Source organism: Avibacterium avium (genome assembly GCF_900454535.1).
GTDB classification, from domain to species: Bacteria; Pseudomonadota; Gammaproteobacteria; order Enterobacterales; family Pasteurellaceae; genus Avibacterium; species Avibacterium avium.
Genome location: NZ_UGSP01000001.1, coordinates 1730252 through 1743555, shown reverse-complemented (window position 1 = coordinate 1743555; position 13304 = coordinate 1730252). Strand labels below are relative to the sequence as shown.

Here is a 13304-nt window from a genome sequence, read left to right as displayed (position 1 = left end):
ATAAAAGAAGTAAAAATGGACAATTTAACTGGAATTTTATATATCGTGGCAACACCCATTGGCAATTTGCAAGACATTAGCCAACGCGCATTACAAGTGTTGGAACAAGTGGATTTAGTCGCTGCAGAAGATACGCGCCATAGTGGTTTATTGCTGAGTCATTACGGCATTAAAAAGCCTTTTTTTGCCTTGCACGATCATAATGAGCAACAAAAAGCCGATATTCTGTGCGAAAAACTATTGCAAGGTACAACGATCGCCTTAGTTTCAGATGCAGGTACGCCACTGATTAGTGATCCGGGCTTTCATCTGGTGAGAAAATGTCGCCAAGCTGGGATTAAAATAGTGCCAATTCCGGGGGCTTGTGCCGCAATAGCAGGGCTTTGCGCCTCAGGCATTGCTTCCGATCGTTTTTGTTTTGAAGGTTTTCTGCCTGCTAAATCCAAAGCTCGTTGCGATAAATTGGAAAATCTCGCCAAAGAAGACCGCACTTTGATTTTCTATGAATCCACCCACCGCATTTTAGATTGCCTTGCGGATATGGAAAAGGTATTCGGCGCTCAGCGTTATGTGGTGCTAGCACGCGAGCTGAGCAAAACTTGGGAAACCATTCACGGTGATGAAGTCGGCGCATTACGCCAGTGGGTGAGCGAAGATCCAAACCGCAGCAAAGGCGAAATGGTGTTGATTGTAGAAGGCAATGTAAACAGCGAAGAAGAAAGTTTTTCCCCCGAGGCCATTAAAGCCCTAACTCTTATCGCCAAAGAACTTCCACTCAAAAAAGCCGCCGCGATTGTCGCAGAGCTTTATGGCTATAAGAAAAATGCGTTGTATCAGTTTGGGTTGGAGAATTTGTAGGTTTTATCATAAAAAGAAAACGCTTTATCTTTTGATAAAGCGTTTTTGAGTTAAGCGAGAATTTCAATACCGCGGCGTTGTACTAAATTCAACAATTTAAGCGCTGCACCACTGGGTTTTTTTACCCCTCTTTCCCATTCTGAAATCATATTTTTGCTCACATTGAGATAATGGGCAAAAACAGTTTGAGAAACCTGTTCTTTTTCACGAATGGCTTTGATTTCTTCAGGGGTGAAAGGTGAAACAGGTGTTAAACAGAGTTCATCAAATTTTTTCATTGTTTTTTTATCCATTAATCCTGCTTCGTATAGATCCGAAGCATTTTCGTGGATCATTGCAAGTAGTTCACTCATTTTTTCTCTCCCATAATATTTCAATGAAGACGCCATTTTTTATTTGAGCCTCAATTTGTTCTGGCATCAATTCAGCGTATTCTTTTTCCAATGCTTTCAAGGCAACTAATTCTTGTGCTGAAATGTTGTCTTGTGTATTTTTGCTAATCCCTGCAACAAAATAGTGATTTTCATTAATTCGATAGAAAATAAACGATCGAAAACCACCGCTTCGCCCTTGTCCTGCTCTTGCTATGCGTTGCTTGATAATATTACTGCCAAGATCGGCGTCAATCAATCCTTGTTCCGCCCGCAAGATGGCTTCAACTAACAACGCATCGCTGATGGCGTGTTTTAGGGCAAATTTATGAAATGCTTTTGTCTTGAATATTCGCATTAAAAACTTCCTGTCATCTTTAGCGTTATAGTAGCAAAAGGATAAGATCACTACAATAGCGAGAATAATGAAAAATCAATCATCAGTACAAATTTATTTTCCCCTAACCCTATAATCAACGGGGAATTTCGGTATAATGCCCAAGTTAATGATGACAGGATAAAGGTTATGAGCCAATTTTTTTATATACATCCAGAAAATCCGCAGCCGCGTTTGATTAATCAAGCGGTGGATATTTTGAAACAAGGTGGGGTGATTGTTTACCCAACGGATTCAGGTTATGCCTTGGGTTGTATGCTCGGCGATAAGCACGCAATGGATCGCATTGTGCAAATTCGCCAATTGCCAGAAAATCATAATTTCACCCTTGTGTGTAGCGATTTATCAGAACTTTCAACCTATGCCACGGTGAACAATATGGCGTATCGACTGATTAAAAATAACACACCGGGGCGTTACACCTTTATTCTCACAGCCACCAAAGAAGTGCCACGCCGTTTGATGACATCAAAACGCAAAACGATTGGCTTGCGCGTGCCAGATAATCAAATTGCGTTGGCCTTACTAAATGCCTTAGGGGAGCCGATTTTATCTTGCTCTTTGATGTTGCCGGGGGAAGAATTTATCACGCAATCTGATCCAGAGGAAATTCGCGATCGTTTAGAACATCAAGTGGATTTAATTATTAACGGTGGCTATTTAGGACAAGAGCCAACAACCGTGGTGGATTTAACCGACAACACGCCTGTAATTTTGCGTGAGGGCAGCGGTTCAACCACGCCATTTATTTAATCTTTTCAAACTGTTAGACGCTTGGGAAAGCGACAAGAGGAAATATGAAAACAACATCTTATTCACAACGCAATGCCACCAAGGGAATGCGTTTTGCTGAAAAAAATAACACGGAAAAAAAACGTACAGACAAGCCTTTCGCATCAAATGCAGAAAGCAAAGAAAAAAGTGCGGTAAAAAAGACCGCACTTTCTGCGACCCATAAAGTGGAAGGGGAAAAATTACAAAAAGTGTTAGCACGCGCAGGGCAAGGATCTCGCCGTGAAATTGAAGCGATGATCGCCGCCAACCGAGTGAGCGTAAACGGCAAAATGGCAACACTGGGTGATCGTGTTGTGGTGAATGCGAATTTAAAGATCCGCATTGACGGGCACGTTGTGAATTTACAACAAGCGCAAAAGGAAGTGTGTCGCGTGTTGATGTATTACAAACCTGAAGGGGAACTCTGTACCCGCCACGATCCAGAAGGGCGCGCCACCGTATTTGATCGCTTGCCGCGCTTAACTGGATCACGTTGGATTGCGGTAGGGCGCTTGGATATTAACACCTCTGGCTTATTGCTGTTTACCACAGACGGCGAATTAGCAAACCGCTTAATGCACCCAAGCCGTGAAGTGGAACGTGAGTATTCCGTGCGTGTTTTTGGTCAGGTGGACGAAGCAATGATCGCCCGTTTACGCAAAGGCGTACAGTTAGAAGATGGGCCAGCCAATTTCAAAGCCATCAAGCCAATGGGCGGACAAGGAATGAACCAATGGTTTGACGTTACCCTAATGGAGGGGCGTAACCGTGAAGTTCGCCGCTTATGGGAATCGCAAGGCATTCAAGTCAGCCGTTTGATCCGCATTCGTTACGGCAATATCAAATTAATGAAAACCTTACCGCGCGGTGGTTGGGAAGAAATGGATCTCACCAATGTGAATTATCTGCGCGAATTGGTGGGGCTTGAGCCAGAAACCCAAAGCAAATTAGACGTCACCAAACAACGCAGACGCGCCAAAACTGGGCAAATCCGTCGTGCGGTGAAACGTTATGCGGATATGAATAAACGTTACAAAAAAGCTTAAAAATTCGATAAAAAGCCTAAAAAATTTCATAAAAAAGCACCGCACTTTGATCAAGGAGTGATGATGAAAATTCAGCAATTACGTTATATCGTTGAAATCGTAAATCAAAATTTGAATGTAACCGAAGCGGCAAATACCTTGTTTACCTCGCAGCCTGGGATCAGTAAACAAGTGCGGTTGTTGGAAGATGAATTAGGCTTAGAGATTTTTGAGCGCAACGGTAAACATATCAAAGCCCTTACCCCAGCGGGCAAAAAAATTGTTGCGATTGCGCGCGAATTATTGGTGAAAACGCAAAGTATTAAAGCTGTGGCAGATGAATATACGCAGCCTAATCACGGCGTGTTACGCATTGCCACCACTAACACGCAGGCGCGTTATATGCTGCCTTCTGTGGTAGAGCGTTTTTCCAAAAAATATCCCGATGTGAGCTTGCATATTCATCAGGGTTCGCCAACGCAAATTTATGACGCATTACTTTCTGGCGAAGTGGATTTGGCGATCACTACGGAAGCGCAATATTTATTTGATGACTTGGTGCTATTGCCTTGTTACTTATGGAATCGTTCCGTGATCGTTAAAAACGATCATCCCTTGGCGCAATGTCAAAATCTGACGATTGAAGAACTGAGTAAATATCCCCTTGTTACCTATACCTTTGGTTTTACTGGCGTTTCTGATTTGGATTATGCTTTCAACAGTGCAGGACTATTGCCGAATATTGTGTTTACCGCCACCGATGCTGATGTCATCAAAACCTATGTGCGTTTAGGCTTAGGCGTGGGGATTATGGCTTCAATGGCACATACGCCAGAAGATAAAGATCTAGTGGCGATCGATGCCAGCCATATTTTCCGTTCGAGTATGACGCAAATTGCTTTCAAACATAGCATTTTTTTACGCAATTATATGTACGATTTTATCAATATGTTTTCACCGCACTTAACCCGCCCAATGGTGGAGCAAGCGGAGCGTTTGCACGATAACAACGCGGTGAAAAAATTATTTGATGATATTGTGTTGGAAGTGCGGTAGTTTTTTTATGGGTTTTTATCCGCCTGAAATAGAAAGAAATTTCAGATAACAGGTGAGTTTTGAGCGGAAATATGGTAAAAATAACCCTTTAAATTTTTATTTCATTTGAATAGGAAACAAAATATGTCAAATTTACAAAATATCATTGAAGCGGCATTTGAACGTCGTGCTGAAATTACCCCTAAAACAGTAGATGCGCAAACACGTGCAGCGATCGAAGAAGTGATCGAAGGTTTAGACAGCGGCAAATACCGTGTAGCAGAAAAAATTGATGGTGAATGGGTAACTCACCAATGGTTGAAAAAAGCAGTATTGCTTTCTTTCCGTATTAATGACAACCAAGTGATTGACGGCGCAGAAACCAAATATTACGACAAAGTAGCCCTTAAATTTGCAGATTATGACGAAGCACGTTTCCAACAAGAAGGTTTCCGTGTTGTGCCTTCAGCGACCGTGCGTAAAGGTGCATACATCGCGAAAAATGCCGTATTAATGCCATCTTATGTAAATATTGGTGCTTACGTTGGCGAAGGCACAATGGTGGATACTTGGGCAACCGTTGGTTCTTGCGCGCAAATCGGTAAAAATGTTCACCTTTCAGGCGGTGTTGGTATCGGTGGTGTATTAGAGCCATTACAAGCTAACCCAACCATTATCGGCGACAACTGCTTTATCGGCGCACGTTCTGAAGTGGTTGAAGGTGTTATCGTAGAAGATGGCTGTGTAATCTCAATGGGCGTATTCATCGGCCAATCCACCAAAATCTATGATCGTGAAACTGGCGAAATCCACTACGGCCGTGTACCAGCAGGCTCAGTGGTTGTATCGGGCAGCCTTCCATCAAAAGACGGCAAATACAGCCTATACTGCGCCGTTATCGTGAAAAAAGTTGATGCCAAGACCTTAGGTAAAGTAGGCATCAACGAATTATTGCGTAGCATTGAAGAATAATTAGTATTCATAATCAAACAATAAAAAATCTGCACAAAGAAATGCGTGCAGATTTTTTTATTTTGAATTATCGATAGTAAGTTTAGGAAGAAATTTACTAAGTTTCTCTTAAGCACTTCCAAAAACAATGTGAAATGTATCACAAAATTTTGTTTTACTGATTGAAAGATAAGGGGATTTTTATATACTTCCGCCTAATGATGAGCATTTAAAGCGGTAGCGTGTATGGTTTTTTTCGCACATTCAACAGAAGATCCGACAGAGAAAGATTGGCAGTTGTTAAGTGATCATTTAATCAATGTTGCGAAAATGGCAGCTGATTTTGCGCAATATTTTGGCGCTCAAGAGATTGCATATCATATGGGATTGCTACACGATTTTGGTAAGTATAGTGAGCCATATCAAGCGCGTTTGCGTGGTGGACCGCGGGTTGATCATTCAACTGCAGGGGCAAAATTAGCCGTAGAAAAATACCCTCAACTCGGTTGGCTGATGGCATTTTGTATTGCAGGGCATCACGCTGGGTTAGCGAATGGTTCGCGAGAAGGGGAGCTAACAACCTTAGCTCAGCGCTTAGAAAATATCATTCCTGCTTTAGATAAAGCTTGGCAAGATGAAATTCCGTTAGCCGATAAACTTTCTTTTCCTGCTATCACACCATCAAAAACAGAGCAATTTTTCTCTTTGTCTTTTTTTACCCGAATGCTTTATTCTTGTTTGGTCGATGCGGATTTTTTAGAAACAGAAGCTTTTTATGCCAAAGGGCAAAATGTTTCCGTTGAGCGGGGTAATTATCCTGATCTTATTACCTTACAGCATCGTTTCAATCAATTTATTCAGTCAAAATTTAGACAATCTTCAGCTAATCAGAAAGCTTCTTCGCTGAATCAACTGCGTAGTCAGATTTTTGATTATGCGGTACAGCAAGCCGCACTACCACCTGGACTTTTTACTTTAACCGTGCCAACTGGTGGTGGAAAGACTTTTACCTCAATGGCATTTGCTCTTGAGCACGCTAAGATTCACCAACTTCGCCGTATTATTTATGTGATTCCTTTTACGAGTATTATTGAGCAAAATGCTGCACAATTTCGCCAAGCATTTGGCGAGCTTGGTGAGAAAGCGGTGTTAGAGCATCATAGTACCTTTGATGATGGAAAATTGGCGGATAAAAATAGCAAAGATAAATTGCGCTTAGCTTCTGAAAATTGGGATATGCCTGTTGTGGTAACCACAGCGGTGCAATTTTTTGAATCTTTATTTGCAAATCGTTCATCTCGTTGCCGTAAGTTACATAATATTACGGGAAGTGTGATTATTTTAGATGAAGCACAAATGTTACCGCTCAATTTATTACGTCCGATTATGGCTGCCATTGATGAACTTGCGCGTAATTATCGCTGTTCGGTGGTAATGTGTACCGCGACTCAACCTGCGATTCATCAGCAACACGGTTTCTATAAAGGCTTTGAGAATTTACGCGAAATTGCACCAAATCCTGAGCAATTATTTGAACGATTGGCGCGTACCACTGTACAGCATATTGGTGAACAAAAAGATGAGTCTGTACTCAATTATTTAACTGAAAATCCACAAATTCTGATTATTGTCAATAATCGCAAGCATGCGCAGCATTTGTATCATTTAGCGAAATCCTTGGAGGGATGTTTTCATCTTTCCACCTTGATGTGTGCTAAACACCGTACGCAAATACTTGATGAGATTCGTCATTGCTTGAAAGAAGGCAAACCTTGTCGGGTGATTTCCACATCCTTAATAGAGGCTGGTGTGGATGTCGATTTTCCGCTGGTAATGCGTGCGGAAGCAGGCTTAGATTCTGTTGCTCAAGCCGCAGGACGTTGTAATCGCGAGGGTAAACGGGCGCAGAGCGAAAGTTTAGTTTTTATTTTTAAGCCAGAAGAGCAGTGGAAGCCGCCGGCGGAATTAAACGTACTTTCGGCCTGTATGCGCTCAGTTGTGCGCTCGCATCAATCCGATTTACTGGCACCAGATGCTATTTTAAATTATTTCAAGCAGGTTTATGCTTCAAAGGGGAGTGAACTCGATAAAGCAGGCATTTTAGCAGATTGCCATAATGCAAGGCTAAATTTCCCTTTTGAAACTATGGCGAAGAAATTTCAAATGATTCAAAGCCATCTTGTGCCTTTGATTATTCCTTTTAATGAAGAGGCCGAAAAACTTATCGATAGCCTGCAAAATGCCGAGCAAATTGGGGGGATTTTACGCAAGTTGCAACCCTATACGATCCAAATTTCTGAGAAAATTTTGACCGCACTTTATCAGCGTGGTGCGGTTGACTTAATCAATAGAGAACGTTTTGGTGAACAATTTTATTATTTGATTAATCGGGATTTATATAGCGAACATTCTGGATTAAATTGGGATACGCCAGAATTTATTGCTGCGGAAAATTGTGCTTGGTAAGTCGCCATAGCATAACCATAGAATAAATGGAGTAGTGAATGAAGAATAAAGTGAGATTACATATTTGGGGGGACTATGCCTGTTTCACCCGCCCAGAAATGAAGGTGGAACGGGTCTCTTATGACGTGATAACCCCTTCAGCTGCGCGGGGGATATTATCAGCGATCCATTGGAAGCCCGCGATAAATTGGGTAATAGATAAGATCTATGTGCTGAAGCCTATCCAGTTTGAATCTATTCGCAGAAATGAATTGGGGAGTAAGCTGCCAGCCACTAGAGTAAGTGGGGCAATGAAGCGTAACAGTGTTGAAGGACTTTATACTATCATAGAAGAAGATCGTCAACAACGTGCTGCTACTGTATTAAAAAATGTCGCTTATGTTATTGAAGCCCATATTGTAATGACGGATAAAGCAGGTGAAGGTGATAATTTAACCAAGCATTTAGAGATGTTTAAACGACGAGCGATGAAAGGACAATGCTTCCAACAACCTTGTATGGGAGTGAGGGAGTTTCCTGCTGAATTTGCCTTTATTAATGAAGATGAGGCGTTACCAGAATGTTTGTTAGATGAAAATGATCGTCAGCGTGATTTAGGTTGGATGTTGCACGATATTGATTTTCAGAATAAAAATACACCGCACTTTTTTAGAGCCAAAATGCAAGATGGCATTATTACGGTGCCGCCTTTTATGGCCGAGGAGGTGGTATCGTGATTTTGTTATCACTTGTTCGTTATTATCAGCGTTTATCTGCCCAAAAGGATCGTGATACCGGTGAGCCTAAAGTTCCTTCTTATGGATTCAGTGAAGAAAAAATTGGCTATATCTTAGTGTTAAATTCAAAGGGTGAGTTGGTTGATGTCATTCCTAATTTTACTGATGACAAAAAGCCGAGAGCGAAGTTAATCAATGTTCCCCAAGCAGTGAAACGAACATCTGGCATAAAACCGAACTTTTTATGGGATAAAACGGCTTATGTGCTCGGGGTGGAAGCCAATCAGGATAAAGCCAGTGCGAAAGTGCAGCCAGCGTTGCTTTCTCGTCATACTTTCGATGCGTTCAAACAGTTTCATTTAGAGGCATTAGCGGATACCCAAGATAAAGGCTTGCAAGCCTTGGTGAAATTCTTAACAACTTGGGAGCCTGAAAAATTTACGGACTCTCTTTGCCCAATTGAAATATTAGATGCCAACCTTGTATTTAAGCTAGATGGTGAAAATCAATATATTCACCAAAGTGTTGAAGCGCAAAATTTATGGGCAGGTCTATTATCCACGAATGATAAGACGGAAGGAATTTGTTTAATTACGGGGGAAAAAGCCCCTATTGCACGCTTGCATCCTTCTATTAAAGGTATTCAGGGCGGACAAAGCTCGGGCGGCTCAATTATTTCTTTCAATAAAGATGCCTTTACTTCTTTTAATAAGGATCAAGGTGATAATGCGCCTGTTTCAGAACAAGCTGCGTTTGCTTATACCACAGCGTTAAATTATTTATTACGCAACAAAAATCATCATTTGATGATTGGCGATACAAGTACCGTTTTTTGGGCAGAAGCAGAAGATGTTGAACAAGCGGAGCTGGCGGAACAATTTTTTGCAGGTTTTTTGACACCGCCTGATGATGAGCAAGAGAATAGCCCTATTTTTGATATGCTAGAAAAAATGAGTAAAGGCAGACCTTTGCAAGAGATTAATCTCGGGATAGCGCCGAGTACCCGTTTTTTCATTTTAGGTTTAGCGCCAAATGCCTCAAGAATTTCTATTCGTTTTTGGTTGGAAACCAGTTTTGGTGAGCTAGCCAATAATTTAGCGATGCATTGGCAGGATCTTGCACTTAAGCCTCGCCCTTGGAAGACTCCGCCTTCTATTTGGCGTTTATTATTGCAAACAACGCCATTAGATCGCACTGGTAAAGGTAAATCTGAAAATATTTCCCCTGTACTCGCAGGAGAGCTGGCTCGAGCTATTTTTACTGATAGTCTCTATCCGATGAATTTATTATCTCAATTACTGATGCGATTTAGAGCGGATGGGCAAATAACAGGATTAAGAATTGCAATGGTTAAAGCCGTACTTCAGCGGCGATTTAGAAAAGATTTGATAAAACAAGGAGTTCCTATGGAATTAGATGAAAATACGGATCATACAGCTTATCTTCTTGGACGATTGTTTGCGTTGTTAGAACGCGTTCAATACCAAGCGTTGGGTGATCTCAATGCAAATATTGTCGATCGTTATTATGCCTCGGCATCTACTGTGCCGTATTCAGTTTTCCCACGTCTTCTGAAAGGGGCTCAGCATCATTTTTCTCGCTTAAAGAAAGACAAAGTGGGGATGGCGATTAATTTAAGTAAGGAGCTTGCCGCAATTTTAGCAAAATTACCAACCGTTTTCCCGCGTCATTTGAATATTGAGGAACAAGGACGCTTTGCATTAGGCTATTATCAAGAAAAAGAACGTTATTTCAGCAAAAAAGTCAATGCTGATGAAACCGAATCAATCAAGGAGTAAAAAATGACTATCCAGAATCGTTATGAATTTGTATATTTTTTTGATGTTACTAACGGGAATCCAAATGGTGATCCTGATGCAGGAAATTTACCGCGCATGGATCCTGAAACCAGCAAAGGCTTGGTTACAGATGTTTGTTTAAAACGTAAGATCCGTAATTTTATTGAATTATGCTATGAAAATGAGCCAGGCTACGAGATTTATGTGAAAGAGAAAAGCGTGTTGAATTTACAAAATAAACGTGCCTATGAAGCTTTATCCATCAAGCCTGAAGCGAAAAAACTACCGAAAGATGAAGCCAAAGCACGCGAAATTACCGCATGGATGTGCAAAAATTTCTTTGATGTTCGTAGTTTTGGCGCAGTAATGACGACTGAAGTCAATAGTGGCCAAGTTCGTGGTCCAGTGCAATTTGCCTTTGCACAATCAATCGATCCAATTGTTCCAGTGGAGCTTTCTATTACGCGTATGGCAGTAACCAACGAGAAAGACCTTGAAAAAGAGCGTACTATGGGACGTAAAGCCATTGTTCCTTATGGACTTTATCGTGTACATGGCTTTATTTCAGCAAAATTAGCAGAGAAAACGGGCTTTAGCGAGGAAGATTTACAGAAGTTATGGCAGGCTTTACAGCTGATGTTTGAACACGATCATTCTGCCGCACGTGGAGAAATGGTAGCGCGCAAACTGGTAGTATTTAAACATCAAGACGCCTTAGGTAATCAGCCAGCGCATAAATTATTTGAGCGAGTCACCGTAGAACGTGTGAATGGTGATATGGCAATGCCTGCACAGTCATTTGATGATTACCGTATCTCAGTGAATACTGATGGGTTAACAGGCGTAACGGTTGAAGAATTAATTTAACCAATGTATATCGTTTCCCTTTCGGCATTACAGCATTATGCATTCTGCCCACGCCAATGTGCGTTAATCCATAACGAGCAAGCGTGGGAAGAAAACTTGCTTACGGCACAAGGAAGAACCTTGCACGAGCGTGTCGATTCAGGCGAGCCTGAAAGCCGTAAGGGAATTCGTTTTGAGCGAACCGTACATGTTTGTGCGCAACAGCTTGGATTAACGGGAATTTTGGATCTCGTAGAGCAAGATCTTAGCTCAGGTCAATTAAAGCCTATAGAGTATAAACGTGGCAAACCTAAACTTGAACCTATTGATGAAATTCAACTTTGCGCTCAAGCATTATGTTTAGAAGAAATGACAGGGCAGTCTATTACGGAAGGGGCGATATGGTATTTACAAACGCGACATCGTTTACCTGTTCTGTTTTCAGCTGAATTAAGAAACAGAACATTAGATACCATTGCGAATGTACAAGCATTGTTAGAAAGCGGCATAACGCCTGCACCACAATATGGGAAACACTGTAAGGCTTGTTCCTTAATTGAGCTTTGCCAGCCTGCATTATTGGAAAAAGATAAATCGCAATCTTATATCAAAAGGTTGTTTGATGAGAAAGAATAAAAGCAAAGTGCGGTATAAAAATGATGAGTTTTTTAATCTTAATTAGGTGAATTTTTACGATGAAAAAACTACAAAATACCATTTATATCACGACACAAGGCAGTTATTTGCATAAAGAAAGAGAAACGCTTGTGATTGAACAAGAGCGTAAAAAAGTGGCACAGCTTCCTATTCATTCTATTGGACATATATTCTGTTTTGGTAATGTGTTGGTATCTCCATTTTTAATGGGATTTTGTGGCGAAAATAATGTAAATCTTGCCTTTTTCACTGAAAATGGACGCTATTTAGGGCGCTTACAAGGCCGACAAAGTGGCAATGTATTATTACGCCGAGCGCAATATCGATATTCCGCGGAAAAACCTACCACCATTGCTCGTCATATTATCGCAGCTAAAATTCAATCATCTAAGCGTGTGTTGCAACGCCAGCTACGAAATTATGGTGAAAATCAAGAAATTCAACAGGCTATTTATGGTTTAAATGCACGTTTAAGGGAGCTTAAGCAAGCTGACGGGTTGGAGACTATTCGTGGCATTGAGGGCGAAGCTGCATCTCGTTACTTTAGTGTTTTTCATCATTTATTGCGGGATAAGAGCGGTTTTGCTTTTCACGGACGTTCACGCCGTCCACCGCGTGATGAAGTGAATGCGTTGTTATCATTTTTATATAGTATTTTAGGTAAGGAAATTAGCGGTGCTTTGCAAGGTGTGGGGCTAGATCCGCAAATTGGCTTTTTACATGCTGATCGTCCGGGCAGAGATAGTTTAGCACAAGATATATTGGAAGAATTTCGTGCTTGGTGGGTGGATAGAACCGTATTAAGCCTAATTAACCGTGGGCAAATTAAACCAAGTGATTTTGTAAAAGAAAGTAGTGGTGCAGTTAATTTGAAACCTGAAATGCGAAAAAGCCTATTCCAAGCTTGGCAAGCGAAGAAGCAAGAAAAAATACTCCACCCATTTTTGCAGGAAAATGTTGCAATAGGATTATTACCCCATATACAAGCAATGCTACTAGCACGGCATTTACGCGGTGATTTAGCGCAATATCCCCCATTTTTAATGCGTTAGGATAACAATATGTTAATGCTGATTACTTATGATATTTCTCTTGATGATCCACAAGGTCAAGCGCGTTTGCGTCGTATTGCGAAACATTGTCTTGATTATGGTGTTCGCGTTCAATATTCTGTGTTTGAATGTGATATAGCTCCAGATCAATGGGTAGTATTAAAATCCAAACTATTGGATACTTATAACCCTGAAACTGATAGTTTGCGCTTTTACCATTTAGGAAGTAAATGGCGCAGAAAAGTAGAGCATCACGGAGCAAAACCATCAATTGATATTTTCCAAGATGCCATAATTCTATAATCGCTAACCTATTGTTCTCATCAAATCCCTGCTAGCTTAGCGAAGTATCATTAT

Annotated in this window: 13 protein-coding genes and 1 pseudogene; 12 read left to right on the top strand and 2 right to left on the bottom strand. The window is 41.1% G+C overall.

Features of this window, described 5'->3' with window-relative positions:
* Positions 1–15 precede the first annotated feature (15 nt).
* Positions 16–858, top strand: a complete 843-nt coding sequence (gene rsmI, locus DYC50_RS08480) for a 16S rRNA (cytidine(1402)-2'-O)-methyltransferase (protein WP_115249809.1) — start codon at positions 16–18, stop codon at positions 856–858.
* Between the two features lie 50 nt (positions 859–908).
* Here the strand turns inward: rsmI and DYC50_RS08475 are convergent, their stop codons facing one another.
* Both DYC50_RS08475 and DYC50_RS08470 read right to left on the bottom strand, forming a co-directional pair.
* A complete protein-coding gene (locus DYC50_RS08475; protein ID WP_103852549.1) occupies positions 909–1211 on the bottom strand; it encodes a helix-turn-helix domain-containing protein in 303 nt (100 codons plus the stop codon).
* Entirely contained in the window at positions 1204–1587 is a 384-nt protein-coding gene (locus DYC50_RS08470) for a type II toxin-antitoxin system RelE/ParE family toxin (RefSeq protein WP_115249808.1), read from the bottom strand. The genes DYC50_RS08475 and DYC50_RS08470 overlap by 8 nt, the downstream gene beginning before the upstream one ends.
* A gap of 168 nt (positions 1588–1755) precedes the next feature.
* Between DYC50_RS08470 and DYC50_RS08465 the strand changes: the two genes are divergently transcribed.
* From DYC50_RS08465 to cas2, 11 genes and pseudogenes are all read left to right on the top strand, one after another.
* Positions 1756–2379, top strand: a complete 624-nt coding sequence (locus DYC50_RS08465; RefSeq protein WP_115249807.1) for an L-threonylcarbamoyladenylate synthase — start codon at positions 1756–1758, stop codon at positions 2377–2379.
* Positions 2380–2534: 155 nt separating this feature from the next.
* Positions 2535–3446, top strand: a pseudogene (rluB, locus tag DYC50_RS08460) (23S rRNA pseudouridine(2605) synthase RluB); the annotation flags it as partial.
* A gap of 63 nt (positions 3447–3509) precedes the next feature.
* Complete coding sequence (cysB, locus tag DYC50_RS08455) at positions 3510–4481, top strand: HTH-type transcriptional regulator CysB (RefSeq protein WP_103852545.1); 972 nt, start codon at positions 3510–3512, stop codon at positions 4479–4481.
* 123 nt (positions 4482–4604) lie between these two features.
* Positions 4605–5432, top strand: a complete 828-nt coding sequence (dapD, locus tag DYC50_RS08450; protein ID WP_115249805.1) for a 2,3,4,5-tetrahydropyridine-2,6-dicarboxylate N-succinyltransferase — start codon at positions 4605–4607, stop codon at positions 5430–5432.
* A 225-nt stretch (positions 5433–5657) separates the two neighbouring features.
* Positions 5658–7877 carry a CRISPR-associated helicase Cas3' gene (gene cas3, locus DYC50_RS08445; protein WP_115249804.1) on the top strand — a complete coding sequence of 740 codons (2220 nt, stop codon included), beginning with the start codon at positions 5658–5660 and terminating at the stop codon, positions 7875–7877.
* 38 nt (positions 7878–7915) lie between these two features.
* The gene (gene cas5c / locus DYC50_RS08440) at positions 7916–8593 is read left to right on the top strand and encodes a type I-C CRISPR-associated protein Cas5c (RefSeq protein ID WP_115249803.1); all 678 of its coding nucleotides are present in this window, start codon (positions 7916–7918) and stop codon (positions 8591–8593) included.
* Positions 8590–10392 carry a type I-C CRISPR-associated protein Cas8c/Csd1 gene (gene cas8c / locus DYC50_RS08435; protein WP_115249802.1) on the top strand — a complete coding sequence of 601 codons (1803 nt, stop codon included), beginning with the start codon at positions 8590–8592 and terminating at the stop codon, positions 10390–10392. The genes cas5c and cas8c overlap by 4 nt, the downstream gene beginning before the upstream one ends.
* Positions 10393–10395: 3 nt before the next feature.
* Positions 10396–11259, top strand: a complete 864-nt coding sequence (cas7c, locus tag DYC50_RS08430; protein ID WP_115249801.1) for a type I-C CRISPR-associated protein Cas7/Csd2 — start codon at positions 10396–10398, stop codon at positions 11257–11259.
* A 3-nt stretch (positions 11260–11262) separates the two neighbouring features.
* Positions 11263–11874, top strand: coding sequence for a CRISPR-associated protein Cas4 (cas4, locus tag DYC50_RS08425; protein ID WP_115249800.1), 612 nt, complete (start codon positions 11263–11265; stop codon positions 11872–11874).
* A gap of 59 nt (positions 11875–11933) precedes the next feature.
* The gene (gene cas1c / locus DYC50_RS08420; protein ID WP_115249799.1) at positions 11934–12947 is read left to right on the top strand and encodes a type I-C CRISPR-associated endonuclease Cas1c; all 1014 of its coding nucleotides are present in this window, start codon (positions 11934–11936) and stop codon (positions 12945–12947) included.
* Positions 12948–12956: 9 nt separating this feature from the next.
* A complete protein-coding gene (gene cas2 / locus DYC50_RS08415; RefSeq protein WP_103853153.1) occupies positions 12957–13250 on the top strand; it encodes a CRISPR-associated endonuclease Cas2 in 294 nt (97 codons plus the stop codon).
* Positions 13251–13304 lie beyond the last annotated feature (54 nt).

What these genes read in the sequence shown, in the direction of transcription:
- rsmI (WP_115249809.1), top strand. Translation starts at nt 16, where the DNA reads ATGGACAATTTAACTGGAATTTTATATATCGTGGCAACACCCATTGGC.
- DYC50_RS08475 (WP_103852549.1), bottom strand. Translation starts at nt 1,211, where the DNA reads ATGAGTGAACTACTTGCAATGATCCACGAAAATGCTTCGGATCTATAC.
- DYC50_RS08470 (WP_115249808.1), bottom strand. Translation starts at nt 1,587, where the DNA reads ATGCGAATATTCAAGACAAAAGCATTTCATAAATTTGCCCTAAAACAC.
- DYC50_RS08465 (WP_115249807.1), top strand. Translation starts at nt 1,756, where the DNA reads ATGAGCCAATTTTTTTATATACATCCAGAAAATCCGCAGCCGCGTTTG.
- cysB (WP_103852545.1), top strand. Translation starts at nt 3,510, where the DNA reads ATGAAAATTCAGCAATTACGTTATATCGTTGAAATCGTAAATCAAAAT.
- dapD (WP_115249805.1), top strand. Translation starts at nt 4,605, where the DNA reads ATGTCAAATTTACAAAATATCATTGAAGCGGCATTTGAACGTCGTGCT.
- cas3 (WP_115249804.1), top strand. Translation starts at nt 5,658, where the DNA reads ATGGTTTTTTTCGCACATTCAACAGAAGATCCGACAGAGAAAGATTGG.
- cas5c (WP_115249803.1), top strand. Translation starts at nt 7,916, where the DNA reads ATGAAGAATAAAGTGAGATTACATATTTGGGGGGACTATGCCTGTTTC.
- cas7c (WP_115249801.1), top strand. Translation starts at nt 10,396, where the DNA reads ATGACTATCCAGAATCGTTATGAATTTGTATATTTTTTTGATGTTACT.
- cas4 (WP_115249800.1), top strand. Translation starts at nt 11,263, where the DNA reads ATGTATATCGTTTCCCTTTCGGCATTACAGCATTATGCATTCTGCCCA.
- cas1c (WP_115249799.1), top strand. Translation starts at nt 11,934, where the DNA reads ATGAAAAAACTACAAAATACCATTTATATCACGACACAAGGCAGTTAT.
- cas2 (WP_103853153.1), top strand. Translation starts at nt 12,957, where the DNA reads ATGTTAATGCTGATTACTTATGATATTTCTCTTGATGATCCACAAGGT.